The following is a 26,163-nucleotide window of genomic DNA, read 5'->3' as shown; positions in this document are numbered from 1 at the left end:
GTCCCGCCCTCGGGAGGCGGGTCGCTTCGTTTTTTCCTCACCGCGGCGCGGCCGTCTCAACCGTGCGTCGCGACCGGTCGACACCGGACGAAGTGCAGTGTCCCGTTGAAAAGCCCATGCACGTCCTTGTGCGGGGCGACCCCGGAAAAATGAAAGATATTGTGCGCCCAGCAGACGATCGTATGGGCCTTGGAGGCCAGCCCGTCCCCCAAACCGGGGGTGAGAAAATAGTCGCCCGCGGCGATGTCCGGCCAGGTGAAACTCAAGCTGATGCGGTACGTTCCCGGACGCAGCGGGTCCAGGGGCAGGCCCGCGCTCAAGGTGTTCTGGCCGAAGAGAAAGTTGCCGAAACGGTCCGCGAGCAGGTAGCCGACGATGGGATGGGCGATGTCGCGCAGGACCGTCATATGCAGGTGGAGACGCACGGTCGCGCCGGCCATGACGTGGCCCTGGTGGGGATTGTCGTTCACCTCCACGGCGAAGGCCGTGAACACCGCCCCCAGGTTCCCGCTCAACTTGTCCGGGGGGATGTCGCTCGGGGGGGGCGCCTCCCCGGAGCAAGAACACGCCCCCGTCTCGTTCTCCGCCTCCACCCGGACCTCCGGGGTACGCGCCAGGCGAATGTAGGCCTCGATCCCCTCCAGGGGGGGGCCGTCGAACACGAGCCGGCCCCTGTCGAACACAAGCACCCGGGTGGTCATGCTGGCCACGGTCTCCAGGCTGTGGGTGACCAGGACCTTGGCCACCCCGCGCATCCGGCGCTGCATGAAGAGGTTGCATTTCTGCTGAAAAAACACGTCGCCCACCGCGAGCACTTCGTCGATCAACAGGATGTCCGGGCTGGTGTGCGCCGCGACGGCGAACGCCAGGCGGACGTACATGCCGCTGGAGTAGCAGCGCACGGGCTTGTCGATAAAGTCGCCGATGTCCGCGAAGGAGACGATGTCCGGGTAGCGTCCGCGGATTTCGTCTTCGCTCATGCCCAGCAGGCGGGCGTTGAGGAACACGTTTTCCCGCCCGGTGAACTCGGGATTGAAGCCGGCGCCGAGTTCGAGCATGGTCCCGATCCTGCCGCGGGTTTCCACGTTGCCGCCGCTGGGGGCCAAGGCGCCGCACAGGATCTGCAACAGCGTGGACTTGCCCGAGCCGTTGCGCCCGAGAACGCCCACGGATTCCCCCCGGTCGATGCTGAAACTGACATCGGCAAGGGCCTGGACGTCGGTGTGGTACCGCTTTTTCCAGCCGAAAAGGTACTGCTTGAGCCGGTCGCTCGGGGTCTTGTACAGACGGTACGACTTGGAGAGGGCCTGCGCGCGGATGACGGGCCTAGACGACATCGGCGAAACCCTGGCGCGTTTTCAGGAACCAAACGTAGCCCAGCCAGGCCGTGGCCAGGGAGAGCAACAGGGAAAACGAAAAGGAGGCCCACTGCGGCATGACGCCGAAAAACAAACCGTTGCGAACGTCCTCGATGGCCCAGGCCAGGGGGCTCCAGCCAAGGAGCGTCCCGGTCCAGCCCTTGACGGCGGAGAGCGGATAGAACACCGGGCTCAAGAAGAGGAGCAAGGTCGTCGCCACCTGCGTCAGCGGTTTCAAGTCCCTGAGGTAGACGCCCAGGGACGACAGGAACCAGGTGAGCCCCAGGGTAAAGAACACGAGGGGCAGGCAAGCCACCGGCGCAAACAGGGCGGTGAGCGGAATCTTGCCGAGCAGGACCACGCAACACACGAGCAGGACCGCGCTGCCGAGCGCGGCGTGGAACAGGGCGTCCAGAATGGAGACCCAGGCCAGGATTTCAAGGGGAAAGACCACCCGTTTGATGTAGCTGGCGTCCTCCAGCATGAGCCCCGGCGCCCTGTTGACGCATTCGGCGAAAAAATTGAAGACGATGAGTCCGGCGAAAAGGATCAGGGCGTACTGCGCCCTGGAGCCGTCCCCGCCTTCCCAGCGCACGTTGAGCACGTTCATGAAGACGAAAAGATAGATAAGCGCCGTGGTCAGGGGAAGCCCCACGGACCAGGCGAGTCCGAACAACATTCCCCGATAGCGCGACTGGATGTTTCTGACGACTAGACGGCGTATGAGGGTACGGTTTGCCCAATAGGAAAGCACCATGGAACTCGTCGGAACTGTCATGCGTCATGGGCGCGGCCACGCTCAACAGCCGGCGCGTCCATGCTCCGAATGTCGAAAGGGCTAGCAAAACGCATCCCGCAAGTACAGCGCTTTTCTGACCAAATTCCGCGCAACGCACCACGCCGCCGGCTTTTTCCAGCGACGGCGCAGGGTCATCCGCCCGATGCCGTCGTCGTCGACAACCACCAGGCCGTACCCGGACAAGGCCCCCTGGCGTGGGAGGCGAAGTCCTCTTCAGCCGGGTCGTCCTGGAGAAAATCCGCCTCATCCTGCCCGGGCAGGCCGAACACCACTGCCAAGACCAACCCGCCAACGAACTGAACCTCCCAATATTTCGCCGTGACACTATACCGCCGCTTTCATGCCCCGCCCGGGGCCGAGCGAAGCCGGGAAGGACCCTTGACAAAACAGGAGACGCCTATTAGTTAGGCGACAAACAAAATGTTTAGGCGCCTAAGCATCCCGCCAGCGTCACACCAACCGGAACGAGGCGATGCTCCAACTCAAAGCCCTGCCCAGCTACGAAACCCTCATGGAGAAAGCCCAGCGCTATCCCTCCATGAACATTCAGGTGACCGAGACGTTCCTGCACGTCCTGCGCGCCGGGTGCGCCCTGCGCGAACGCGTGGAGCGACAACTGGCCGCATTCGGCCAGTCCTATCGGCGGTTTTTGCTGTTGTGCCTTCTCAGCCGCGGCCCCGAGCCCGTGCCCATGTCCCGCCTGGCGGAAATGGCCGGCGTGACCACGCCCACCATTTCCGACGTGGTGGCCGGCATGGTGCGCGACCGTCTGGTGGACCGCGTGGAGGACGCCCGGGACAAGCGCAAGGTGCGCATCGCCCTGCGCGCCGAAGGACAGCGCATTCTCGACGATATGCTGCCCAGGCTGCACGCCTTCAAGACCGCCGTGATGCAGGACCTGGACGACCAGGAGCTCAAAACCCTGGTGACCCTGCTTTCCAAGGTCCGGCTCGACGCCGGAGACTCTTCCAAGGAGCCGCGAACGACATGCGACAATCCCTGACCCAACCCGGACAGACTTCCGCCTCTCCCCTGGCCAGGCGCAAGCGGGCCATGCTGGCGTTTCTCGTCCTGCTGGCCGGGGCCCTGGCCCTGGGCGGCGGGCTGTGGTGGTCCCAGGCCCGGGCCTACGAGACCACGGACGACGCCTTCATCGCCGGGCACGTGACCACGGTGTCCGCCCAGGTGGCCGGCCGAGTGGCCGAGGTGCTGATGGAGGACAACCGTCGGGCCGATGCCGGAGACACGCTGGTCCGGCTCGATCCCGATCCGTTTCGGGTGAAGCTCGACCAGGCCAAGGCCGACCTGAACGAAGCCGAACGCAAGCTCGAAGAGGCCAGGTCGCGAAGCCAGGCCGCCAGGGCCACGGTGGAGCAGGCCAGGGCCGACGCCGAGTCGGCCGCCGCCCAGATGGCCAACGCCCACACGGACCTGTCCCGCTACAACCGGCTCATCGCCACGGGGGCGGTGTCGCAGCAGGCCCGCGACAACGCCGACACCCTGTCGCGCACCACCGCGGCGGCGCTCACCTCGGCGCGCAAGCGCGTGGCCGCCGCCGAAGCGGAGGCCACCCTGGCCGCCACCCAGATCGAGACCTCCCGGGCCGGGGTGGAAAAGTGCCGGGCATCGGTGGAGCAAGCCGCGCTCGACCTCTCCTACACCGAGGTGAAAGCCCACGTTTCCGGGCGGGTGACCAAAAAAAGCGTGGAGCCCGGGGATTACGTGCAGCCGGGCCAGACCCTTTGCAGCCAGGTGCGTGACGACGTGTGGGTGGTGGCCAACTTCAAGGAGACCCAACTGCGCGACATGCGCCCGGGACAGTCCGTGACCTTTACCGTGGACGCCTATCCCGACCACGAGTTCAAGGGCCACGTGGACAGCTTTCAGGCCGGAACGGGCGCGGTGTTCAGCCTGTTGCCTCCGCAAAACGCCTCGGGCAACTACGTGAAGGTGGTGCAGCGCGTGCCGGTGAAGATCGTGTTCGACCACAAGCCCGGCGAGGCCGGCCTGCATCTGGCGCCGGGCATGTCCGTATCGCCCCGGGTGCGGGTGGGGTAGCCGTGGCCGCCGCGCAGCCGCAGCCCTGGCGGCCGTCGGCCGGCCTGTGGGTCATCGCCGTTTCGGTGATGTTGCCCACGGTCATGGAGGTGCTCGACACCACCATGGCCAACGTGGCCCTGCCCCACATGGCCGGCAACCTGGCCGCCAGCCAGGACGAATCCACCTGGGTGCTCACGAGCTACCTGGTGAGCAACGCCATCATCCTGCCCCTGACCGGATGGCTTTCCGTGCGCCTGGGGCGCAAGCGGTTCCTCATGGCCTGCGTGGTGCTCTTCACCATGGCCTCGGCCCTGTGCGGCGCGGCCATGAGCATGCCCATGCTCATCTTCGCCCGCGTGGTGCAGGGGGCGGCCGGCGGCGCGCTCCAACCGCTGTCCCAGTCCATCCTGATGGAAAGTGCTCCGCCGGAAAAACGCGGCATGGCCATGGCCGTTTTCGGCATGGGCGTAGTGGTGGCCCCCATCGTTGGGCCGACCCTGGGCGGCTGGATCACGGACAACTACTCCTGGCGGTGGATGTTCTTCATCAACCTGCCCATCGGAGTCATGGCCCTGGTGCTGTGCCAGAGCTTCATCGAGGACCCGCCCTACCTCAAGGAAGCCCGCGAGCGTTCCTCGACCGTGGACTACGTGGGGTTCGCCCTCATGGCCGTATGGCTGGCCACCTTGCAGATCATTCTGGACAAAGGGCAGCAGGACGACTGGTTCGAGGCCGCATGGATCGTCTGGTTCAGCGTGGTGTCGTGTCTCTCCATGCTGGCGTTCATCGTGTGGGAATTGCGCGTCAAGCACCCCGTGGTGAACCTCAGGGTGCTGGCCAACACCAACTTCGCCACGGGAACGGCCATGATGACCCTTTTGGGCATGGTGCTCTACGCCACCATCACCCTGCAACCCCTGTTTCTGCAAACCCTCATGGGCTACTCCGCCCTGGACAGCGGACTGGCGCTCAGTCCCCGGGGCATCGGGGCCATCATGGCCATGGTGGTGGTGGGCCGTCTCATCGGCAAGGTGGATTCGAGAATTCTCATCACCTGCGGATTCACCGTGCTGGCCCTGGTCTCGTTCCACTTCGGCAGCATCAACCTGGATATCACCCAGGCCCACATCGCCATGCCCAACGTCATCATGGGCGTGGCCATGGGTTTCATCTTCGTTCCGCTGACCACGACGGCCCTGGGCGGGTTGCCCCGGGAACTCATGGGCGACGCTTCGGGCATCTTCAACCTCATGCGCAACATCGGCGGCGGCATCGGCATTTCCATCGTCACCACCATGATCGCGCGCAGCGGGCAGTTTCACCAGAACATGCTCTCCGAAAACATGGGACCGGCCAATCCCCGCTTCCAGGAGTTCTTCCAGGGCCTAAGCGTCTACATGTCCAAGATCAGCGACCCGGTGACCGCCAAAATGCAGGCCCTGGCCGTGCTCGATTCCCTGCTCGGCCAGCAATCGAGCCTGTTGGCCTACCTGGACAACTTCCGTTTTCTGGGGGTGCTGTGCCTGCTGTGCATCCCCGGCGCGCTCATCCTGCGCCAGAAGAGCCCGGCGCGCGGTCCCGTGGCCCCGCACTGACGCCGCAGAAGGCTTTGGAACACGCGCCCGCGCCGGGTATTTTTCACATCGGCGCGGGCGTTTTTGCTTCCCTTGCCTCGCGGCCCCGCTCAAAAACCAGCAGACTCGACGAAACAAGCACCACGGCCACGGCGCCCAGGTTGTGGCAGACCGAAGCGGCCACCGGGCTCAAGATCCCGAAGGAGCCGCCCAGAACCGCGGCCGCGTTCACGCCCAGTCCCAGGACCATGTTGGCCTTGATGAGACGGACCATGCGCCGCGACAACCGGACGAGAAAGGGCAGTCGGGCGATTTCGTCCCGCGTGAGGGCGATGTCCGCGGTCTCCAGGGCCACGTCTGTTCCGGCGGCGCCCATGGCCACGCTCGCGTCGGCCTGGGCCAGGGCCGGGGCATCGTTCACCCCGTCGCCCACAAAGAGCACGCGCTGGCCCCGGCGTTGCAAATCCTTGACGATCTCCAGCTTGTCCGCCGGCTTGAGCCCCCACCAGGCCCGGGACAGGCCCACGGAGTCGGCCAACTGGCGCACCGAGGTCTCGTGGTCGCCCGAGAGCACGCCCAGGGTGGTCACGCCCAGGCCGCGCAAGGCCTGAATCGTCGCGGCGGCCGTGGGGCGCACGGTGTCGGCAACGCCGATCAGCCCCAGGGGGGAGGCGTCCCGACTCACCACCAGGGGGGTGACCCCGCTGCGCCGCATGGCTTCCAGGGCCTCGCCCAGCTCCAGCGGCAGGGGTCGGACTCCGCAGACGTCCGCCGCGCCCACCTCCACCACGGACCCGGCCAGCACGGCGCGCACGCCCACGCCGATCTCGGCCAGCACGTTCTCGGCCCGGGCCAGAACCACCCGGGCGTAACGAGCCGCGTTCACCACGGCCCGGGCCAGGGGATGCGCGCAGTGTTCCTCCACGCTGGCCGCCAGGCGCAACACGTCGTCGCCGTCCAGGCCACGCCGGGGCACGATCCGCTCCACCCTGGGCCGGCCCAGGGTCAGGGTGCCGGTCTTGTCGAAGAGCACGGCGTCCACCTTGGCAACGCTCTCCAGCGGCCGACCGCCCTTGACCAGCAGGCCGGCCCGGGCGGCCCGGGCCACCGCGGCCACGGCGGCGGTGGGAGCGGCCATGAGCAACGCGCACGGGCATCCGGCCACGAGCACGGCCACGGCCCGGTCCGCTTCACCGGTGATCCACCAGGCCACGCCGGCCGCGAACAGCACCAGGGGCGTGAACCACCTGGCGTAGGCGTCCACCAGACGGGCGGCGCGGGGCTTTTGGGCCTCGGCCACGGCGATCAGGGCCACGGCCTTGCCCAAGGCCGTGGAGCGGCCCACCTGGGTGGCCACGATTTCGAGCACCCCGTTGTAGCTCAGGGACCCGGCCAGCACGTCGTCGCCCACACCGCGCGTGCGAGGCAGGGGCTCGCCGGTCAGGGACGACTCGTCCACCGCGCTCTGGCCGGCCTCGATCCGGCCATCCACGGGGATGCGCTCGCCGGGACGCACCAGCAGGCGGTCGCCCGGACGCACCCGCTCCACGGGCACGTCCACGGGACGCCCCTCCACAAGCAGCGCGGCCCGGTCGGGAGCCACGGCGGCCAAGGCCTGGATGGATTTGCGGGCCGAGTCCCCCACCGCCTCTTCCACCAGGGAACCCAGCGTCATGACAAAGGCCACCACGGCGGCGGTGAGCACCTCGCCCCGGGCCACGGACGCCACAAGAGCCAGGGCCACCAGTTCGTCCACGTTGACGCGGCGCTCCCACAATCCCTTTGCCGCTTCCGCCACGATGGGCAGGCCGGTCAACGCGGCCGATGCCGCCGCCAGGGACACGCACGCCCAGGCGGGAAACACGTCCCACCGCTGTGCGGCCCAGGCCAGAAGGGCCAGCGCGCCGCCGCCCAGGCAGCGCGCGACCTCTTTCGCCTCCACAAGGTCCCGGTAGGTACCGAGCCGCGAAAATCTTCCGATCATGGTGTGCTCCTCAGATGTTTTGATTTTCAAAATATCTTAGAAGCATTCTGTTTGATCGTCAAACTACTTTTCGCAAAATTCCCCCTCCTCGCCACACCGGACGGCGAACGAAAAAGAAACCGCGCCCCGAGGCCCGGGACGCTAGATCTCGCGCTTGCGGAAGGCGGCGATCATGTCCCAGGTCAGGCTCATCCGGGACTCCTCGGCCGGAAGCTCGGAGCGCGCCACCCAGACCGCCTCGGACAGTTCGTCCGAGTCCAGGGCCACGGTGCGCGCGCCCTGGAGGTCGGCGAAAAACCCCATCAGAATGGACTGGGAAAACGCCCAGGGTTGGCTCTTGTAGTAGCGGACATTGGCCACCTCCAGGCCCACCTCCTCCATGACCTCCCGCGCGATGGCCCCTTCCAGGGTTTCGCCCGGCTCCACAAATCCGGCGATGAGGGCGTAATTCTTGTAGTCGCGGCCGGCGTACTTGGTGAGCAGGATGTCCTCGCCGTCGCGCACGCCCACGATGACCACGGGCGCCACGGCCGGATATTCGACCACGCCGCACTGCGGGCACTGGACCGCGCGCTCCCCCCGCCGGCGTTCGAGCACCCCGGAACACTGGCCGCAATAGCGATTGTGCCCGTACCAGCGCCCCACATGGAACGCGGTCGCGCAGGCGAAGGCCAGCCCGGCCGGACGCACGGAGCGCACCGAGTAGATGTTTCGATACCGGTAGTCTCGCGCCTCGTCCGTCTGGTCCAGCGAAAGAAAGAAGGCGCGGTCGTCGAGGGAGAACAGGTAGACCAGCCCGTCGGTTTTGTCCTGAAGCGCGGGCCGCATCTCGCCGAAGGTGGGCAGAACCAGACTGCCGTCCTCGATCTGCAACAGGACGCGGCTGTCCCTGGTGAAGAGGACGTAATCGTCTTCCCGGGGCGCGTCGCGGTCCGGGGCGTAGACGATCCTCTGCGGGTCGATGTCCTGAAACATGCACTGCCTCGCATGGCTTTGCGCGGCGGCGAAAGACGAAGGCCAGGACGACCTCCCCCGGCGTCGCGCGCGGGGGTGATGATTGCCGTGATGCGCGCAAATGTCCAGAGCCGACGAAACCGGGCCAAAACGCGCAGCCCGGACCGAACCGACAGGAGCGCGGTCGTTGCGGGGCGCGCAAGGCCTGCGCGCGGTCCGAAAGCCCCGGCGCGAAAGACGCTCGCCTACTCCCTCTCGTCGAAGAGGTCCTTGACGTCCACACGTAGCGCTCCGGCAAGCGCTTCCAGGGTATCCAGGCGGCATTTCCTGAATTCCCCGCCCCGAAGGCGCACGATGGTGCGCTCGGTCACGCCGGCTTTCACGGACAGATCGCGAATGCTCGCTCCGTTTCGCTCCATGATTTCTTTTAACTTGCCGACAATCATAGGTCCCCGTAATCAGCCATGAAAGGAGAATTTATACCGGAATTGCAGCGCCTTGAGATGCAGACGCCGCGAGTCCTTGCGCACCCGCTCCCGCACGCGCGCCGCCGGCTCCGCGAGAAAGCAAAAGAACACGGCGTAGGCCATGGCCACATACAGCCATACGGCAAACAAACCGTGCGACACCCGTTTCCACGCGCTTGACGCTTCATTCCTGACGACCATGGCTTGCCCCTGTCGCGCGGCGCGCCTTTGTCCGCACGCCGCGCGCGAGTTTCAAGAACGCCTCCGGGTCTGTCCTTGTGGTGAAACAGGAAAAATCCCTTTCCCGGCCCGTTGCCGGGGCGCGACTCCAGCCGCCCGAGGCGAAGCGGAAATCCGCCCGGCGCTACGCGGCCTTTCTTTTCCTGGTTCGCCTGTTTTTCGACGCGGCCACGCCGCGCATCACCAACACGAAGAAGACCGGCACAAACAGCACGCCCAGCACCGTGGCCGCGAACATGCCGCCCAAAACGCCCGTGCCGATCGCGTGCTGGCTGCCCGAGCCCGCTCCCGAGCTCACGGCCAGAGGCAACACGCCCAGCATGAACGCCAGGGAGGTCATGATGATGGGCCGAAGTCTGAGCCGCACGGCTTCGGCGATGGCCGCGTACATGTCGCTGCCGCCCTCGTAGAAGGTCTTGGCGAACTCCACGATGAGAATGGCGTTCTTGGCCGACAGGCCGATGGTGGTGAGCAGGCCGACCTGGAAATACACGTCGTTGGACAGGCCGCGCCCATAGGCGGCCAGGGCCGCGCCGAACACGCCGATGGGCGCCACCAGCATGACCACGGTGGGCACGGACCAGCTCTCGTAGAGCGCCGCCAGGCACAAAAAGACCACCAGCATGGAGACCGCGTACAGGGCCGGGGCCTGGGATCCGGAAAGGCGTTCCTGGTAGGAGAGCCCGGTCCATTCGAACCCGATGCCGGCGGGCAGTTTGGCGATGAGCGCCTCCATGGCCTTCATGGCGTCGCCCGAGCTCTTGCCCGGAGCGGGCTTGCCCTGGACCTCCACGGCGGGCAGGCCGTTGTAGCGCTCCAGGCGCGGGGAGCCGAAGGTCCAACGCCCTGACGCGAACGAGGAAAACGGCACCATCTGGCCCAGGGTGTTGCGCGCGTACCATTTGAAGATGTCGTCTGGCATCATGCGATACGGGGCGTCGCCCTGCACGTAGACCTTCTTGACCCGGCCCTTGTCGATGAAGTCGTTGACGTAGGCCCCGCCCAGCGCGGTGCTGAGCGTGTCGTTGACCTCGGCCATGGTCAGGTTGAGGGCCCCGGCCTTGGCCTGGTCGATGTCGATCTGGTACTGGGGGTTGTCTTCCATGCCGTTGGGCCGCACCCCCGTGAGTTCGGGGTTTTGCGCGGCCATGCCGAGCAACTGGTTGCGCGCCAGCATGAGCTTGTCGTGTCCCAGCCCGGAACGGTCCTGCAGGAAGAGGTCGAAGCCCGTGGCGCTGCCCAGGTCGATGACCGCGGGCGGGGTCAGGGCGATGACCATGCCGCTGCGCAGGTGGGCCAGGGCCTGGTTGACCCGGCGGGCGATGTCCTGGGCGGAGCGGCCCGGACCTTTGCGCTCGCTCCAGTCCTTGAGCTGCATGAACACGGAGCCCATGTTCTGGCCCCGTCCGGCGAAGCTGAACCCGGTCACGCTCAGGACGGAGTCTACGTCCTTTTCGTTTTCGGTGATGTAGCGCTCCACTTCCTTGATGACTTCCAGGGTGCGCTCCTGCGGGGCCCCGGGCGGCAGGTGGATCATGGCGAACAGGATGCCCTGGTCCTCCTCGGGCAGAAAGGCCGTGGGCAGGCGCATGAAGAGGAGCGCCAGGGCGCCGCAGAGCACCACGTACACGAAGAAGGCCCGGCCCGGTCGACGGATCAGACGCTTCACCACGCTTTGGCAGGCGAGGTTGGACCGGTCGAACGAGCGGTTGAACCAGCCGAAAAATCCCTGGCTGAGGTGGCTGTGCCCCTGGTGGGCGCTCTTGAGAAAGCTTGCGCACAACGCGGGCGTGAGCACCAGGGCCACGAACACGGACAACAGCATGGAGGCCACGATGGTGAGCGAGAACTGGCGGTAGATCACGCCCGTGGACCCGGTGATGAAGGCCATGGGCACGAACACGGCCGAGAGCACCAGGGCCACGCCCACCAGGGCGCCGGTGATCTGCTCCATGGACTTGCGTGTGGCTTCACGCGGGGGCAGCTTCTCTTCGCTCATGATGCGCTCGACGTTTTCCACCACCACGATGGCGTCGTCCACGAGCAGGCCGATGGCCAGCACCACGCCGAACATGGTCAGGGTGTTGATCGAGAACCCGCACGCGGCCATGACCGCGAACGTGCCCAGAAGCACCACGGGCACCGCGATGGTGGGAATGAGCGTGGCCCGGAAGTTCTGCAAAAACAGGTACATGACCAAAAAAACCAGGGCGATGGCCTCGATCAGGGTCTTGATGACCTCCATGATCGAAACGTGGACAAAGGGCGTGGTGTCGTAGGGAAACGTGTAGATCAGGCCGGTGGGAAACGTCTTGGAGAGGCGCTTGAGCTCCTTCTGCACGTTCTTGACCGTGTCGAGCGCGTTGGCCCCGGTGGCCAGCTTCACGGCCAGGCCGGCGGAGGGCTTGCCGTTGTAGCGCGCGATGGCGTCGTAGCTCTCGTTGCCGATCTCGATGCGGGCCACGTCCGACAGGAGCACCGAGGAGCCGTCCGGGTTCACCCGCAAAAGAATCTTGGCGAACTCTTCGGGCTTTTCGAGCCTGGTCTGGGACATGATGGTGTAGCTGATCTGCTGTCCGGCCAAGGACGGCGTTCCGCCCACCTGGCCCGCGGCCACCTGGGCGTTCTGGGCCTGTATGGCAATTTTCACGTCCGCGGGCGTGAGTTTGTAGTTCTCAAGCTTTTGCGGATCGAGCCAGACGCGCATGGCGTACTGCGACCCGAACAAGGTGGCCTCGCCCACGCCATCCACGCGGCTGATGGAGTCAAGCACGTAGCTGGAAACGTAGTCGCTCAGGTCGCTGTCGTTCATGGACCCGTTTTCGGAAACAAAGCCGATGACCATGAGAAAGCTCGTGGAGGCCTTGGCCACCTGAATGCCCTGGCGCTGCACCTCTTCGGGCAGAAGCGGCGTGGCCAGGGAGAGCTTGTTCTGCACCTGCACCTGGGCGATGTCCGGGTCGGTGGAGGGGTCGAAGGTGAGGGTGATGCTGGCCTGCCCTATAGCCTCGCTGGTGGAGGACATGTAGCGCAAGTCGTCGATGCCTTTCATCTTCTGTTCGATGACCTGGGTCACCGTATCTTCAATGGTCTTGGCCGACGCGCCGGGGTAGGTGGCCGTGATGCTGATGGCCGTGGGCGCGATGCGCGGATACTGGGCCACGGGCAGCTTCATGATGGAAAGCGCGCCCGCCAGCATGATGATGATGGCGATGACCCAGGCGAAGACCGGACGATCAATGAAAAATTTCGCCATGATGTGTGCACCGCCTCAGGATTTGGCCGGACCGGCGCTCTGGTCCAGGCGCTCGGGGGACACGGGCTTGGCCTTGGCTCCGGGCCGCACCTTCTGCAATCCGTCCACGATGACCCGATCTCCGGCTTCAAGGCCCGAGCGCACCAGCCACTTGTCCCCCACGGCGCGGCCCAGATCCAGGGTCCGCTCCTCCACCGTGTCGTCGCGGCCCAGGACCAGGGCGGTGGCGGCGCCCTTGGGATCGCGGGTCACGGCCTGCTGCGGAACCAGCAACGCGTTTTCCCGCACGCCCTCCTCCAGCACGGCCCGCACGTACATGCCGGGCAACAGCTCGTGCTCGGGATTGGGAAACGCGGCGCGCACGGTGATGACTCCCGTGCTCTGGTCCACGGTGATGTCGGAGAACTGCAATTCACCCGAATGCCGGTAGGGCGTTCCGTCCTCGAACATCAGGCTGACCACGGGCTTGCCCGCAGCGGACTTCTTGAGCTTGCCGCTGGCGAAATCCCGCTTGAGGCGCAGGACCTCCTGGCTGGGCTGGGTCAGATCCACGTACAGGGGATCGATGCTCTGCACCGTGCTCAACGGCTGGGCCTGATTGGCCGTGACCAGGGCGCCCGGCGTGAAGTTCGACTTGCCGATACGTCCGGAAACGGGCGCGGTGACCTGGGTGTAGCGCAGGTCGATGCGCGCGGTTTCCAGCGCGGCCTTGCAGGCCGCGATTTCGGCCTCGGCCTGGCGGATGGCGGCCTGGGCGTCGTCGTCGTCCTGCTGGGAAATGACCTTTTCCTTGATCAACTGCCGGGTCCGGGCGGCCTTGAGGCGCACGGGCACGGCGTTGGCCTCGGCCTTGGCCAGGGCGGCCTTGGCGTTGTCGTAGGCGGCCTGGTAGCGCGCGGGGTCGATCTGGTACAAGACATCGCCGGCCTTGACGTCCGCGCCCTCCACGAACAGCCTGTTTTGCAGGATTCCGCCCACCTGCGGACGCACCTCGGCCACCAAGTAGGCCGAAACCCGCCCGGGCAGGATGGTGGAGACGGTCACCGGCTCGCTCGCCAGGGTGACCACCCCGACCTCGGGCTGGGGCGGGGCCGCCGGAGGCCCTTCCTGGGCGTGGCCGCCGGAATCTCCACCGAGCCAGAACGTCAGGCACACGGCGGCCACGGCGAAACACAATACGAGAACAAATGCCTTTTTCAGCATGACGAATCCTTTTGCTTGTCGTGTGGGACGCTATGGTACGAGGAGTGCGGCCGTCTCAGGACGCCCGCTGTTTGAGGCGCTCTATTCCGCCGAGGGAAAATTCGGTCACATCTTCCACAAGCCGCTCCATGTCCTCGCCCCTTCCTTCCAGGCTGGGCTGCAAATGCAGCATTGCGCCCTTTTCGTAGACCACGCACTGGCCCGAGATGCTGTAGGCGCAACGCACGGCCACGTCCCGGGAAACGCCCGGCCAGAGTTCGCCCACTATGGCGACGAGGCCTTCGTGGTTCGGCCGGATGTGCTTTTCCAGAATGGGTTCGAAGGCGGAGGACGGGGAAAACATCTCCTGGGCGATCAGCTTGCCGAGCCCCCGCGAAACCGGGTCCTCGTGACCCAGCAGGCGGTTGAAAAAGGCGCGGATGAAGGCCTTGAGCTTGTCTTGCGGCGGCGAATCCGACGTGACCCCGTCGTCAAAGGGATAGCGCACGTTCAAGTCGTTCAGAAACGAGTCGAGCACCATGGTGTAGAGGTGTTCCTTGTTGCCGAAATGGTACTTGACCAGGGCCACGTTGGCCTTGGCTAGGGCGCAGATCTCGCGCAAGGTGCCGTCGTTTGCGCCGCGTGCGGCAAAGACCCGGCGGGCCGCTTCCAAAATCCTGTTTTTTCCCGATGACGAACCGAGCATGGCGGAGAACACCCGTGGCTAAACAGCGTTTAATTTTTGTTAAACGGTGTTTAAGCTCCGGAACTGCCTTTGTCAAGTTTCCAGCGTCGAGGCCGTGCGAAAAACCCGCGCCGCGCGAGGCGACACGGTTCCCGGGGGATCTGGAGTTTCCCGGCGCCCGGACGGCCCGGAGGCCACGGCGCAGGAGGCAAAGACAAAAACGCGGCGCGCCAGCCGACGCGCCGCGTTCGATTCCGCGGAAGGTCTTGAAAAAACGAAAGGGGTGCGGGGGGGGCCGACCTACTGCGCGCCCTGCCCTTCGTGATGCTTCTTGCGCTTGTAGCCCTTGATGCCAAGCAGGGTGAGGGCGCCCTTGGCGAAGAGCATGAACTCGGACAGGCGGCGCACCCGCAACGCCTTGCGCAGGATGGGAAGGGGCCGGAAGTAGAAGCGCCGGTAGCACTTCTTGAGCAGCTCCGACAGCTCGCGGCGCGAGAGGTATTCTTCCCAGATGGGCTCCACGAAGTTGGGAATGGGATTTCTGGCGTGTTTGCGCCAGATGTCCGGGTCGAGGAGCTTCTTTTGCTTGGCCAGGTCGAAGATGGCCGTGCCGTGGTAGATGATGCAGATGTTGAACTGGGCGAAGTCCGAATCGATGGCCACGGCGTTGTCGATGAGGCGCTCCACGTCCTGGCGGGTGCGGTGGTGGGGAAAGCCGATGATCCAGTTCGTCGAGGTGAGGATGCCCACCTTGCGGCACAGGCGCATGGCCCGAAACACCTGTTCCGTGGTGATTTTCTTGTTGATGGCCTTGAGGCCCTCGTCACTGGCGTCCTCGACGCCGAAGAGAATCTGGCGGCAGCCGGACTTCTTCACCAGGACGAGCATTTCCTCGTCCACGGCGTCCACCCGGCCGCGAAACGACCAGACCACGTCCTTCCAGCCTTTGTCCAAAATGGCCTGGGCTATGGTCTTGACCCGCTTGGCCGAGGCGTTGAACAAATCGTCGAAGAAGAAAAATTCCCGAATGCCCTGGGCGTGATAACTTTCCATTTCGGCCAGAATGTTCTCCACGCTGCGCGAACGATACGTGGAGTACGGCTTGCAACAGAACGTGCAATGGAAAGGACACCCCCGCGAACTGCATATGGTGCCCACGGGCAGCCCGGTGCCGATGGCGCTGAAATAGCGCTTGAAGTCCACCAGGTCGTAGGCCGGAAAGGGCAGACGGTCGATGTCCTTGACGTAGCCGGGCTCGCCGGTGTTCACCACGCGGCCGTCCTTGCGCATCCACACGCCCGGGATGGCGTCCAGGGGCTTGCCGTCCTCCAGGGCGTCGAGGAAGTCGGGGAAGGTTTCCTCGGCCTCGCCGGTGATCAGGTAATCCACCTCGGACTGGGCCATGGACTCTTCGGGGAACAGCATGGTGTGCGGACCGCCCCACACGATGGCGGCGTCCGGCAGCGCCTGACGCAGCCTGCGGGTGAGAATGAGCGCGTCGTAGAGGTTGGGCGTGTAGACCGTAAGCCCCACCACGTCCGGACGCCACGCCTGGGCCATTTCAGCCACCCGGGCCGGCGAGAGGCGGTCGAGAATGCAGTCGATCAGGCGCACCTCGTGGCGACCCCGGGCGCGCACCGCCCCGGCCAGGTAGAGGATGCCCATGGGCGGAAACACCCCGATATCCGACGCTTCGATGTCCCAGTCGTCGGTGGTCTTGCCCACGTGGGCGTCCGGTACGTTCATGAGCAGTACGCGCATGTCAGCTCTTCTCTCCGATGTTCTTCAGGACTTTGGCCGGCACGCCGCCGACCACCGTATACGGGTCGACGCGTCCCGTGACCACCGCTCCGGCGGCCACGACGCTCCCCTGCCCGATGTCCGCCCCGCCCAGCACCACGGCTCCAGCCCCGATCCAGACGTTGTCGCCCACCCGGATGGGGCGGCCGGTATAGGCCCGGTCGGCCGCCGAAACGGACGGATCGGCGAAATCGTGATCCCCGGTGACCAGCACCGCGCCCGGTCCCACCAACACCTCCCGGCCCAGGGTCAACCCGCCCTGCCCCGAGGCCAACACCGCGTTGACCCCTATCCAGCAACTGGCTCCGGTGACGATGCCCTCGCCGGGGCGCGCGTTGGAAACATACGAGCACAGATAGGCCCCGCGCATGACCCGGGTGCACTCGCCAAGAATGATCTCGGCCCGCGAGGCGTGGATGCGGCAGAGACGGTCGATGTAGACGCTTTGGCCCAGCACCAGGCTGTCCATGTGAAAAATCTCCACCCCGCTTTCGGCCACGGGCGCGCGTGAGCCCCGGCCCAGAAGCGGCCGGTAGACAAACTGACGGGCGGCCATGCCCACGGGGCCGGGCACCCAGCCCACGGCGTACTGGGCCGACTGCTCCAGCACGTAGCGAAGCGCGGTGCGGGCGCGCGTGCCCAGATAGGTGGCGAAGGACCCGGCCGAGGCCCGGCCCATGTAGTCGCGCAACACGTCCTCGCGGCCGGAAGCGGTCTTTCCGGCCATGTCAGGCTCCTCCCGCGTCGCGCCAGCTCAGGCAGGCCTCGACCACGCGGTCCACAGCCCAGCGGTGCAATCCGGGATGGCAGGGCAGGCTCACCACGCGCGCGGCGTTCGCCTCGGCCACCGGGCAGGGGCCGCCCAGGGATTTGGCCGCCAGATAGGCGTGACGCGTGAGCGCCAGGGGGTAGTGCACCCCGGTGTCCACGCCCCTGGCCTTCAAATGGGCGCGAAAACCCTGGCGGTCGGCCGGGCGCACCACGAACAGATGGGGCGCGGTCCCCTCCGTCTGGGGAACCGGGTCCAGAAATCCGAGTTTTTCCGAGTAGCGGGCCGCGATGTCGCGCCGGATGTGGTTGTCATGGTCCAGAACGCGCAGCCGCTCGCACAACAGGGCGGCCTGCATCTCGTCCAGGCGGGAGTTGAAGCCCGCCATGACGCACTCGCCCGAGGCGTCCTGGCCGTAGAACCGCATGCGGCGCAGGGCTTCGGCCATGGCCGGGTCGTCCGTGACCACGGCCCCGGCGTCTCCGTAGGCCCCGAGGTTCTTGGTGGGATAAAAGCTGAAGGCCGCGGTCTTGCCGAAGCGTCCACAGGAGATTCCGCCCAGACGCGTGCCCGTGGACTGGGCGCAGTCCTCCACCACGGTGAGGCCGAGCTCGGCCGAGACCTTGAGAATCTCGTCCATGGCGCAGGGGCCGCCGTAGAGATGCACCGGCGCCACGGCCACGGCCCCGAGCGCGGCCGCCTGGCGCAGGCCCTCGGGGTCCAGAGTCAACGTGACGGGATCGACATCGACGAAAACCGGCACGCACCCGGCACGCAGCACGGCCACGGCCGTGGGCGGAGCGGTCAGGGCCGGCACCGCCACCGTGTCGCCCGGTTTGACGCCGGCCGCCCACAGGGCCAAGGTTATGGCGTCGGTGCCGTTCGCCACGCCCACGCAGTACTTGGCGCCCAGCCAGGCGGCGAACTCGTGCTCGAAGCGGGAAACATGGGGGCCGAGAATGATCTGCGGCCCGGAAAGGGCCTTGCGGGCGGCCTCGCGAAGCTGCCGGCCCACCGGGGCCGACACGGCCCGCAGGTCGAAAAAACCCACCGGGGCGTCCGGGTCCTCGGGGCGCGGGGCCTGGCCCACCACCTTGTCCACAATGAACAGCGGGCGCTTGCGGGTCTGTTCCAGATTGATCCACAGGTAGCCGCCGATAACGCCGAACCCCAGAAAAAGCACCGTGATGACGACCAACTGGGACAGCATCATGGACGCCCACCCCGGAGTGGAGATGAGCCCGAACATCGAGGCCAAAAGAATGTAGAGCATGCCCAAAAGGCACAGCCCCGTGAGCCCCAGACCCACCAGGCCGAAAAGCTTCATGGGAAAGCTGGAAAAGGCCACGATGGAGTGCAGCGCGTAGGAGAGCTTGCGCGAAAAGCTCCACATGCTGCGGCCATGCTTGCGCGGGGCGCGATGGTAGGGCAGCACGGCCCGGTCGAATCCCGCCCAGAGAATCAGCCCGACCAGGCTGGTCTTTTTTTCGGCGGATTCCAGGATCACGCGCACCACGGCCTTGTCCACCAGACAAAAATCGAAGCCGCCCGGCGGCATGTCCTTGAGGGCGATGCGGCGAAACACCCAGTGGAAGGCGTCGGCGAAAATCCTGGTGACCAGGGGGTCGTCGCGGTCCGCCCGGGAGCAGAGCACCACTTTCTTGCCCTCGCGCCACTTGGCGACCATTTCGGGCAGCATCTCGGGCGGGTCTTGCAGGTCTGCGGAAAGGATCACGGCCGCGTCGTGGTCCGCCACCTGAGCCAGTCCCGCCGCTATGGCCACGAACGAACCATGGTTGCGCGACAACAGAAGCCCGCGCACCCTGGGGTCGCGCCGGGCCAACTCCTCGATGACGGTCTGGGAGTCGTCCGGGGAGCGGTCGTTGACGAACTGGAGCGTGAGTTCGACTCCGGCCTTGTCGGCCGCGGCCACCACGCGCTCGTAGAGTTCGGGCAGGCTTTGCTCGTTGCCGTATACCGGCACCACCACGGCCACGCGCGCCAGAGGCAGGGGGCTAGGCATTGCGGCACCACATGTCGACGTCCGGAGCCTGGCCGCGCCAGTCGCCCTTGGCGCAGGCCAGCCCGCCCTTCACCTCGCGAAGCGGCGCTCCGCAAATGCACACCAGCCCGGCCTCGCGGGCCGGATTGCCCTTGACCAGGGTGAAAGGAGGCACGTCGCGGGTGACCACGGCCCCGGCCGCCACCAGGGCGTAGCGCCCCACGCGCACGCCGGGCAGGATGATCGCCCCGGCCCCCAGCGAACAGCCTCGTTCGAGCACCGTGCGCGGATGCGTCACGGGGCGCCTGGAACGCGGATACCGGTCATTGGCGAAACTGACGCCCGGGCCGATAAACACGTCGTCCTGGACTTCCAGTCCGTCGTAGAGGGCCACATGGCATTTGACCGTCACCCGGTCGCCCAGAACCACCTTGTTTTCCACGAACACGCCATCGCAGATGTTGGCCTCGCGTCCGATCACCGCGCCGGGCAGCACGTGGGCGAAAGCCCAGATGCGTGAGCCCGCGCCCACGTTTTCGCTTTCGCACAGGCCCTGCGGATGGACGAAATACTCTTTTTCAGCGCTCACCAGTAATACTCTTTGTTTTGTCGGTAAAAATCCACGGTCTTGGCGACGCCCTCCCGCAGGGAGGTGGCCGGAGTCCATCCGGTGGCGGCGTGGATCTTGGTAATGTCGGTATAGAAGTCGCCCGGCTCCTGCGCCTGGCGTTCGGCCGAGAACGGAGTGTGCTCGATGCGGCCCGTTTTGGCGCTCTCCACGATGATGCCGGCCATCTCCAGAAAGTTGGAGGGCTGGTCGTGGCCCACGTTGTAGACCTGCCCCACGGCCGCGTCCTCGGCGGCCAGCAGCAGCAGGGCGTCCACGCAGTCGTCGATGTAGAGAAAATCGCGCTTGATGAGCCCGGTGCCGAACACGGGGATGGTCTGGTCGTCCAGGGCCAGGCGCACGAACCAGTTGGCCACGCCGAAACGGTTGTGACGCATCTGGGCCCTGGGCCCGTAGATGTTGGTCAATCTGGTGAGCACGCAGGGGATGTTGTGGTTGCGCCAGTAGGCGGCCAGAATGTGCTCGGCGGCCAGCAGCGAAATCTCGTAGATGCCCTTGGGCTCGGTCTTGGCGTCTTCCTTGGCGGGCAGTTCGAGCACCGAGCCGTACTGCCCCCGCGACCCGAGCTTGATGACCTTGGCCCGGGGGTTGTGCTGGCGCAGGGCCTCCATGACCACGGCGGTGCCGCGAATATTGATGTCGATATCCGGGAAGGGGTCGCTGAGGCTTTTCAAATGGCAGACCTGGGCCGCGCTGTGGAACACGTAGTCCTGCCCACGCACCAGCCAACTCATGGCGTGCTCGTCGCGGATGTCGCTGTAGTTGATGCGCACCGCGTCGCGAATCTCGCGCACGTTGAACGGGTTGCCCCCGTACTCCTCGATCATGGCGTCGACCAGGGTCACCCGGGCCCCGCATCCGGCCAGCCGCAAGGCCAGGCTCGATCCCACGAAGCCCATGCCGCCCAGCACCAGCACGTTCTTGTCCGAAAACGAGGCTTCCACGTCGCGCATTTTCCGGTTGTCCATCGCCATCCTCATCGACCGGCCCGGCCGATCAGAAAAAAATCTTGCCGTCCTTGGTCCACAACTGAGCCCACCGCCCCTGGAGCACGATTTCCAGCGAAGCCCTATATCCCCGGTCGAAGGAGTTGTCCAAGCACGCGACGCACAGCCTATACTGACGGCTGATGGAGGTCCAGGCCCCCTCCCGGCCCTGCAGGAGAAACAACGGCCTGGGCCAGCCCCCGTTCGGCTGGATCACGCTCACCCGCGAGTCGGCCCCGCCCACCCGGGGGTAGAAAAGAAGCTCGTCGCGGTCCTTGATCACCTGAACCCGCACCCGGGCCGGACGCGCCGGATCGCGCGGGGAGAGCGTCATCCAACCCGTGACGTCGGCCGGGGAAAGCGCCACGTTGTCCGCGTCGGTATAGGCGATTTCCTGTTCCACATTGGAGCAGCAAAAAAGCTTTTCCCGGTTGTCCGTGACGGACTGGAACGGGACCGCCAATTCGCACCAGGCCAGGGCCACGGCGTTGGGCGAACGCGCGAACACGATCACGCCGGCCGCCAGCGCCAGCGCGGCGAACACGGCGTCGACCCAGCGCGACGCGAACGGATGTCCCTTGCGTCGCCCACGGCCGGCCGGATCTACGGTGGACATGCCCCCCCCTCGTTTTCGTACAGGCCCTGCGGCCCCATCCTGCCCAGGAGGCGGAAGTGAAACGGCGCCAGGCTCATGTCCTGGGAAAAAGACGACCCCGCGAGATACCGGGAGCGCACCGTGTCCAGCGGCCCCTGGCCGGAGTAGAACTGACAACCGATCCCCAGGGGTACGCTCAGGAGATAACGCCCGTACCCGCTGTACAGCACGGTGTTGCACCAGCGGTCCAGACCGGGCCGGTACGCCATGCGGCCCTCGATGTCGCGCGAGGCCTCGGCCAGGCGGACCTTCAAGGCGGCGGTGTCGTAGTATTCGGCCATGCGGTCCAGGGTGAAAACGTGCAGGCCGAACGGCAGGGCCAGCAGGTTCAGCCCGATCAGGGCCCAGGGGAGCACGGCCCGGCGCGAGGCGGCGTAGACGAAGAGCGAAAGGGTCAGATGCGGACCGAGCACCCGGTATCCCCAGGGGCCGTACACCACGTAATAGACCGCGAGCAGGGCCGCCACGCCCAAAAGATTGACCGCGTGCAAGGCGCTTTCCAGCATCAAGACGTAGGGCGCGCGGCCGTCTTGTCCGGGCTCGCGCCGGGACTCCAGCCAGGCGACCGCCGTGGCGCACAGGCCCAGGGCCAAGGCCTCGACCAGCAGGAGCGAATAGAGCGGATACTGTTCGCCCAGGCCTTCGAAATTGGCCTTGACCGTGGCCAGGAGCAGGCTCGCGTCGCCGCGGGCAAGCCCCTGCAGGAGCCTGTCCCCGCCGGTGAAGGCCGTGACGAACGGCGCCCTGGTGGCGCCGTAGAGCGCCATGCATCCCGCCAGGCAGGCCAGGGCCTTGCCGGCCTGGATGGCGGCCCGTCGCGCCGTGCCGGGCTTTTCCAGAAAGAAGAACACGAAGTACAGAAGCCCGAAGCTGTGGCGCAGGAGCGCGGCATAGGTCAGACAGGCGAAGGTCAGGGCCTTGAGCGGACGATAGCGCCGGTCGCCGGGCCCGAGGGAAAACAGCGCGGACCACAGCCCGGCCAGGACCAGGGCCACCGCGAACAGCAGAGACTCCGACCAGTTGGAGCACTGGTACAACAGCAGATAGTGGAAGCTGGCCATGAACGCGGCCAGAAGGGCCAGAAGCCCGGGGCGGGCCCCGGTCAACGCCGCATAGGCCAGACAGGCCAGGCCCACCAACAAAAAGTTGAGGGTCACGCCGGTGGTGTAGGTCCACTGTCCGCCCAGGCGGGCCAACCCGCCGTACAGGGCCACGTACCAGGGACCGTGGTGCCAGGCCGACCCCAACAGCGGGGTCATTTCGTTCATGCCGTAGTAGCCGTGGGCGAACCCGGCCCGAAAAAACGAACCGGCCTCGTGCCAGTACATCATGGGGTCGGGCGGACCGGGCACGTAGCAGGCCAAAGACGAATACAGCAGCTTGCCCAGAAACAACTGGGCGAGCGCCGGCCCCACGCCCACCGCGATCGCCAGGATCAGCGCGCACAGCGCGAGGCGAGCCCCCAGGCGGGGAATGGAGCCGAGGCGAAAAAGCCTTTCGGCCCATGTCGGACGCTTCACCATGGCTTCATCCGCCGGTCCGCCTGGCCCCGAGCAGTCGCGGGTCCACCGTGGCCACGAGGATGCCCGTCACGATGAGCCCGCCGCCCAGCACGTGGAACAGGGAGATGCCTTCGTGCAGCAGCAGCACCGACTCCACCGCGGCGAAAAGCGGCAGGGAATAGTACACGATACCCGCCAGCACCGGTCCGATCGCCGTGATGGACCAAGTCCACAGCAGATAGGCGACGAACGAGCAGCCCACCCCGGTGTAGAGCACCCCGACCACCACCGCCGTGGTGCAGCGGGGCGTGGGCAGGACGAGCATTTCCCAGACCAGGGCGGGCAGGGTGAAGACCGTGCCCAGAAGGAACGTGACCGCGTTGAACCCTTCTATGGAGACGCTGGGCGGACGCCTGCGCATGAAGAGCGAATAGGAGGCGAAGCTGGCCGCTCCGGCCAGGGCCCAAAGGTCTCCCGGAGCGAAACGCACCCGAGCCAGATTGGACCAGTCTCCATGGGCCACCAGTTCCAGCACGCCCAAAAGCACCACGCACACGCCGACCAGGCGACGCCAGGTGATGGGTTCGCCGTAGACCACGCGCGACAAGATGATGATCATCACCGGCGCGGTGGGCACGAGCAAGGCCATGTTCAGACTCTGGGTGGTCTGCCCGGCCTTGTAGATGAAGGTGTTGAGCACGCTCACGCCCAGAAAGGCCATGGCCGACAGGTAACGCCAGTGCCGGCGCATGCCCGGCCAGTCGGACCGGAGCTTGGGCAGGGCCAAGGGCAACATGCAGACCAGGGCCACCAGCCAGCGCCAGAAGTTGAGCTGGATGGGGGCGATCTCCTGAGCCACTCCCCGGGCCACCACGAAGTTGCCCGACCAGATGATCGTCGCGCCCAGCGCGGCCAGATATCCGGCCGTTTTCGCATTCATGGACATGGAGCACGCGAAGCCTGAATAGACGGTTAGCGGAAAACTGCCAGGGACTCCCCACGGACGACGTTCGCCGGGGGGAAAGAGTCGGGGCGTTGGGCGAACGCTTGCGCCGGCGCGGCCGAGACGTTCCCCGCCCCCACGCCGGCCGGTCGGTTCGCCGGAAACGGCGGACGGATGGCGTCACCGCGCGGCCAGTCCGCACGCGGTTTCCATCGGCCGAAGCCGCGCGCCTGTCAACATCGGGATTTCTCCCGGGGCCGGTTCGTCGCGGAAGCCCGGTCAGGGCGTGGTCCCTCCGCCGGACTCCTGGGGCGAAACGGCGGCCGGTGCGCCGTGCGGGGACGGGGCATGGAGGCGGCGGGGCCTGGGGACGACGGCCTTGCGGGCCTGGGGCTGGGACGACGCCCCGGGTTGGACCTGGGACGCGGGCGGGTTCCCGGCCTGGGGGCCCTGCGCGGCGGGCTGGGGAGGATTTTCCGGCGTTTCGGGCGCAAAAGCCTGCCCGCGCTCTCCCTCCGGGGCGGTCGTCGCGCCCGCCCCGTCCGTGCCGGGCGCCACGGGAGCGGAGGGAACGGAATTCGGCGCGACGGTCCCCGGCGGGAGCGGACGATCCTGGTCGACCAGGGGGCTCACGATTTCGTGAATCTTGCGCGCCAGGTGCCGGTTGGCCTCCGCGCCGACATGCGTCACGTCCACGAAGGCCTGGCCGGCGAAGTCGTCCAGGGCGCGGCTCAGGTCCCTGGCCGCCACCCCGTCCGGGGCCTTGCCCGCGAAGGCTTCCAGTCCGGCGCGCATGCGGTCGTAGCAGGCGCGCATGTGGGCGTGAAAGGCCTCGTCGTAGCGGGCGTCTATGTCTTTTTCGCTTTCCGAAAGTTCGCGTTTTTCCGTCAGAAACGGCTGCAACAGAAACACCGCCCTGGCCGAGCGGCACCGGGACATGCGGGCCATGGCTTCCCAGTCCTCCAGCCAGCCGTCGGTCAAGGCCTGACGCCATTTCGGTTCGCCGTAGCCCGCTTCGGCCCGGAGCCGACGCATATGCACGATGTCTTCCTTGAACACCACGTCGTCGAACAGGCACCGCAACAGCGCGCTCGACCGAAGCACCAGGCTCACCGATCGCCGGAAGCCCGCCGTGTTGGTCGTCAGGGCGCAACCGGCCTCGACCGTGGCCCAATTGGCGGGGTAGCGCGGCCGGGGATCGTCGAAATAGGGCAGGGAAACGTCGTTGGCCCCGTCGTAGACGATGACCAGATCGGGACGGAGGGGGAGCGCGTCGAGTTCGAGGCGCAACCGCTCCTGGCGGGCCACGAACCGCGCGGCCCCGTAATTGTACACGCGCACTTCGGGTCGGCCTTCGGCGTGAAAGACCTCTTCCAGGGCCTTGGCCAGGGAGGGATCGCCGTCGCCGACGGTCGAACCGCCCACCATGACGATGCGATATGTGCCGTCCCCGTCCGTTTTCTGGTCCAAGGCTTCGCGGGGGCCGTCGAAACAGAGATAGGGAACGATCCCGCCGACCTGATGAAACGCCGTGAAATGCTTCGCCACCATGTCGAGTCGGAACAGCCCTTCCAGGCCGGCCAGCGCCAGGACGGTGACGAAAAACAGCGTGCGCTGCCTGAGGGCCGCCAGGCGCGTCAAAACGACCAGCCAGGCGACCATGCCCAACACCACGGCCAGCAGCAGGACCAGAAAACCGCCCGAATATCCCCAGAGCGCGGGATGGGCGGATTCATGCCCGAACATCGGCCAGAGAAGATACAGCGCCAGCGCCCAGATCAGCAGGTTGCCCAGGCGGTATCCGCCCCCGCCGGAGATGTGGCGGGCGGCCTGAAGGTTGAGCCTCGGTTCGAAGGCGTGTTCTTGATTCATACTCGTTTGCACCGCGAGGGTTTGCCGCGAGGGCCCGGGACTCGGCCGACCGACCCGGACGCCGAAAAATCCAGTCGCCCGACGGCCCGGCGTCCGGCTCGCGACCTTGGCCGGACGGGACGAAAAACGCGACGTGACCCGTTTGCTCATCAGGAAAAGCCGAATGTCCGCGTTTCAAAGCCGCCACACGGGTCCGCAGGCGTCACGATCGCCTTTTGGCCCGGAAAACATTCGCCTGATGCGTCCGACTCGGCTCTTTCACAATACCGGCCCAAGCGCAAGAGGGGCGACCGTGCGCTCCGCGCGCCCCGCCAGTGACCAGAATGCGGGCATGCTGAACATTTCTGTCCATTTTCGACAAAATTGTCGGACACGTTGCTTCGCTAACTAAGGAGAATAACAACGATATCAAACTGTTGACTCTTGGAGCCCAAATTGCTAAAAATGTCTATTCCGTCCCGAGGTGT

21 protein-coding genes are annotated in these 26,163 nt (G+C 66.2%); 3 read left to right on the top strand and 18 right to left on the bottom strand.

Annotated features, from left to right (window positions below):
• Positions 1–56 precede the first annotated feature (56 nt).
• Together ACYQ01_RS12895 and ACYQ01_RS12890 are read right to left on the bottom strand one after the other, a co-directional pair.
• Complete coding sequence (locus ACYQ01_RS12895; protein ID WP_459934268.1) at positions 57–1,337, bottom strand: ABC transporter ATP-binding protein; 1,281 nt, start codon at positions 1,335–1,337, stop codon at positions 57–59.
• Positions 1,327–2,115, bottom strand: coding sequence for an ABC transporter permease (locus ACYQ01_RS12890; protein ID WP_459934267.1), 789 nt, complete (start codon positions 2,113–2,115; stop codon positions 1,327–1,329). The genes ACYQ01_RS12895 and ACYQ01_RS12890 overlap by 11 nt, the downstream gene beginning before the upstream one ends.
• A 514-nt stretch (positions 2,116–2,629) precedes the next feature.
• Here ACYQ01_RS12890 and ACYQ01_RS12885 point away from each other — a divergent pair.
• From ACYQ01_RS12885 to ACYQ01_RS12875, 3 genes are read left to right on the top strand one after another with little or no spacing between them, the layout of a single operon-like run.
• A complete protein-coding gene (locus ACYQ01_RS12885; protein WP_459934266.1) occupies positions 2,630–3,160 on the top strand; it encodes a MarR family winged helix-turn-helix transcriptional regulator in 531 nt (176 codons plus the stop codon).
• Complete coding sequence (locus ACYQ01_RS12880) at positions 3,145–4,215, top strand: HlyD family secretion protein (protein WP_459934265.1); 1,071 nt, start codon at positions 3,145–3,147, stop codon at positions 4,213–4,215. Before ACYQ01_RS12885 ends, ACYQ01_RS12880 begins: the two co-directional genes overlap by 16 nt.
• A gap of 2 nt (positions 4,216–4,217) precedes the next feature.
• Complete coding sequence (locus ACYQ01_RS12875; protein ID WP_459934264.1) at positions 4,218–5,792, top strand: DHA2 family efflux MFS transporter permease subunit; 1,575 nt, start codon at positions 4,218–4,220, stop codon at positions 5,790–5,792.
• Positions 5,793–5,835: 43 nt separating this feature from the next.
• On the opposite strand, the gene ACYQ01_RS12870 is transcribed toward ACYQ01_RS12875, so the two are convergent.
• The 16 genes from ACYQ01_RS12870 to ACYQ01_RS12795 all read right to left on the bottom strand — a co-directional run bounded on the left by ACYQ01_RS12870 (position 5,836) and on the right by ACYQ01_RS12795 (position 25,696).
• On the bottom strand, positions 5,836–7,755 hold the full coding sequence (locus tag ACYQ01_RS12870; RefSeq protein ID WP_459934263.1) for a heavy metal translocating P-type ATPase: 1,920 nt from the start codon (positions 7,753–7,755) through the stop codon (positions 5,836–5,838).
• A gap of 141 nt (positions 7,756–7,896) precedes the next feature.
• The gene (gene nudC, locus ACYQ01_RS12865; RefSeq protein ID WP_459934262.1) at positions 7,897–8,730 is read right to left on the bottom strand and encodes an NAD(+) diphosphatase; all 834 of its coding nucleotides are present in this window, start codon (positions 8,728–8,730) and stop codon (positions 7,897–7,899) included.
• A 224-nt stretch (positions 8,731–8,954) separates the two neighbouring features.
• Positions 8,955–9,155: a helix-turn-helix domain-containing protein gene (locus ACYQ01_RS12860; protein WP_459934261.1), complete on the bottom strand. Its 201-nt coding sequence runs from the start codon at positions 9,153–9,155 to the stop codon at positions 8,955–8,957.
• Positions 9,156–9,167: 12 nt separating this feature from the next.
• The gene (locus tag ACYQ01_RS12855) at positions 9,168–9,377 is read right to left on the bottom strand and encodes a hypothetical protein (RefSeq protein ID WP_459934260.1); all 210 of its coding nucleotides are present in this window, start codon (positions 9,375–9,377) and stop codon (positions 9,168–9,170) included.
• Between the two features lie 163 nt (positions 9,378–9,540).
• Positions 9,541–12,672: an efflux RND transporter permease subunit gene (locus ACYQ01_RS12850; protein ID WP_459934259.1), complete on the bottom strand. Its 3,132-nt coding sequence runs from the start codon at positions 12,670–12,672 to the stop codon at positions 9,541–9,543.
• 15 nt (positions 12,673–12,687) lie between these two features.
• A complete protein-coding gene (locus ACYQ01_RS12845; protein ID WP_459934258.1) occupies positions 12,688–13,875 on the bottom strand; it encodes an efflux RND transporter periplasmic adaptor subunit in 1,188 nt (395 codons plus the stop codon).
• 55 nt (positions 13,876–13,930) lie between these two features.
• Entirely contained in the window at positions 13,931–14,560 is a 630-nt protein-coding gene (locus ACYQ01_RS12840; protein WP_459934257.1) for a CerR family C-terminal domain-containing protein, read from the bottom strand.
• Between the two features lie 279 nt (positions 14,561–14,839).
• Positions 14,840–16,300, bottom strand: a complete 1,461-nt coding sequence (locus ACYQ01_RS12835; protein ID WP_459934256.1) for a B12-binding domain-containing radical SAM protein — start codon at positions 16,298–16,300, stop codon at positions 14,840–14,842.
• Position 16,301: 1 nt separating this feature from the next.
• Complete coding sequence (locus ACYQ01_RS12830) at positions 16,302–17,066, bottom strand: acyltransferase (RefSeq protein WP_459934255.1); 765 nt, start codon at positions 17,064–17,066, stop codon at positions 16,302–16,304.
• Between the two features lies 1 nt (position 17,067).
• Positions 17,068–19,131, bottom strand: a complete 2,064-nt coding sequence (locus ACYQ01_RS12825) for a DegT/DnrJ/EryC1/StrS family aminotransferase (RefSeq protein WP_459934254.1) — start codon at positions 19,129–19,131, stop codon at positions 17,068–17,070.
• Positions 19,124–19,699 (bottom strand): acyltransferase, encoded by a 576-nt coding sequence (locus ACYQ01_RS12820; RefSeq protein WP_459934253.1) that lies wholly within the window; start codon positions 19,697–19,699, stop codon positions 19,124–19,126. Before ACYQ01_RS12820 ends, ACYQ01_RS12825 begins: the two co-directional genes overlap by 8 nt.
• Positions 19,696–20,706: an NAD-dependent epimerase/dehydratase family protein gene (locus ACYQ01_RS12815; protein ID WP_459934252.1), complete on the bottom strand. Its 1,011-nt coding sequence runs from the start codon at positions 20,704–20,706 to the stop codon at positions 19,696–19,698. The genes ACYQ01_RS12820 and ACYQ01_RS12815 overlap by 4 nt, the downstream gene beginning before the upstream one ends.
• 28 nt (positions 20,707–20,734) lie before the next feature.
• On the bottom strand, positions 20,735–21,340 hold the full coding sequence (locus ACYQ01_RS12810) for a hypothetical protein (RefSeq protein WP_459934251.1): 606 nt from the start codon (positions 21,338–21,340) through the stop codon (positions 20,735–20,737).
• A complete protein-coding gene (locus ACYQ01_RS12805; protein ID WP_459934250.1) occupies positions 21,328–22,902 on the bottom strand; it encodes a hypothetical protein in 1,575 nt (524 codons plus the stop codon). The genes ACYQ01_RS12810 and ACYQ01_RS12805 overlap by 13 nt, the downstream gene beginning before the upstream one ends.
• A 4-nt stretch (positions 22,903–22,906) precedes the next feature.
• Positions 22,907–23,827 (bottom strand): DMT family transporter, encoded by a 921-nt coding sequence (locus ACYQ01_RS12800; protein ID WP_459934249.1) that lies wholly within the window; start codon positions 23,825–23,827, stop codon positions 22,907–22,909.
• A gap of 276 nt (positions 23,828–24,103) precedes the next feature.
• Positions 24,104–25,696 carry an SGNH/GDSL hydrolase family protein gene (locus tag ACYQ01_RS12795; RefSeq protein ID WP_459934248.1) on the bottom strand — a complete coding sequence of 531 codons (1,593 nt, stop codon included), beginning with the start codon at positions 25,694–25,696 and terminating at the stop codon, positions 24,104–24,106.
• Between the last annotated feature and the right edge of the window lie 467 nt (positions 25,697–26,163).

This window comes from Fundidesulfovibrio butyratiphilus, assembly GCF_054657235.1.
This window is presented reverse-complemented; position numbering and strand designations above follow the sequence as displayed.

What these genes read in the sequence shown, in the direction of transcription:
- ACYQ01_RS12895 (WP_459934268.1), bottom strand. Translation starts at nt 1,337, where the DNA reads ATGTCGTCTAGGCCCGTCATCCGCGCGCAGGCCCTCTCCAAGTCGTAC.
- ACYQ01_RS12890 (WP_459934267.1), bottom strand. Translation starts at nt 2,115, where the DNA reads ATGGTGCTTTCCTATTGGGCAAACCGTACCCTCATACGCCGTCTAGTC.
- ACYQ01_RS12885 (WP_459934266.1), top strand. Translation starts at nt 2,630, where the DNA reads ATGCTCCAACTCAAAGCCCTGCCCAGCTACGAAACCCTCATGGAGAAA.
- ACYQ01_RS12880 (WP_459934265.1), top strand. Translation starts at nt 3,145, where the DNA reads ATGCGACAATCCCTGACCCAACCCGGACAGACTTCCGCCTCTCCCCTG.
- ACYQ01_RS12870 (WP_459934263.1), bottom strand. Translation starts at nt 7,755, where the DNA reads ATGATCGGAAGATTTTCGCGGCTCGGTACCTACCGGGACCTTGTGGAG.
- nudC (WP_459934262.1), bottom strand. Translation starts at nt 8,730, where the DNA reads ATGTTTCAGGACATCGACCCGCAGAGGATCGTCTACGCCCCGGACCGC.
- ACYQ01_RS12860 (WP_459934261.1), bottom strand. Translation starts at nt 9,155, where the DNA reads ATGATTGTCGGCAAGTTAAAAGAAATCATGGAGCGAAACGGAGCGAGC.
- ACYQ01_RS12855 (WP_459934260.1), bottom strand. Translation starts at nt 9,377, where the DNA reads ATGGTCGTCAGGAATGAAGCGTCAAGCGCGTGGAAACGGGTGTCGCAC.
- ACYQ01_RS12850 (WP_459934259.1), bottom strand. Translation starts at nt 12,672, where the DNA reads ATGGCGAAATTTTTCATTGATCGTCCGGTCTTCGCCTGGGTCATCGCC.
- ACYQ01_RS12845 (WP_459934258.1), bottom strand. Translation starts at nt 13,875, where the DNA reads ATGCTGAAAAAGGCATTTGTTCTCGTATTGTGTTTCGCCGTGGCCGCC.
- ACYQ01_RS12840 (WP_459934257.1), bottom strand. Translation starts at nt 14,560, where the DNA reads ATGCTCGGTTCGTCATCGGGAAAAAACAGGATTTTGGAAGCGGCCCGC.
- ACYQ01_RS12835 (WP_459934256.1), bottom strand. Translation starts at nt 16,300, where the DNA reads ATGCGCGTACTGCTCATGAACGTACCGGACGCCCACGTGGGCAAGACC.
- ACYQ01_RS12830 (WP_459934255.1), bottom strand. Translation starts at nt 17,066, where the DNA reads ATGGCCGGAAAGACCGCTTCCGGCCGCGAGGACGTGTTGCGCGACTAC.
- ACYQ01_RS12825 (WP_459934254.1), bottom strand. Translation starts at nt 19,131, where the DNA reads ATGCCTAGCCCCCTGCCTCTGGCGCGCGTGGCCGTGGTGGTGCCGGTA.
- ACYQ01_RS12815 (WP_459934252.1), bottom strand. Translation starts at nt 20,706, where the DNA reads ATGGACAACCGGAAAATGCGCGACGTGGAAGCCTCGTTTTCGGACAAG.
- ACYQ01_RS12810 (WP_459934251.1), bottom strand. Translation starts at nt 21,340, where the DNA reads ATGTCCACCGTAGATCCGGCCGGCCGTGGGCGACGCAAGGGACATCCG.
- ACYQ01_RS12805 (WP_459934250.1), bottom strand. Translation starts at nt 22,902, where the DNA reads ATGGTGAAGCGTCCGACATGGGCCGAAAGGCTTTTTCGCCTCGGCTCC.
- ACYQ01_RS12800 (WP_459934249.1), bottom strand. Translation starts at nt 23,827, where the DNA reads ATGTCCATGAATGCGAAAACGGCCGGATATCTGGCCGCGCTGGGCGCG.
- ACYQ01_RS12795 (WP_459934248.1), bottom strand. Translation starts at nt 25,696, where the DNA reads ATGAATCAAGAACACGCCTTCGAACCGAGGCTCAACCTTCAGGCCGCC.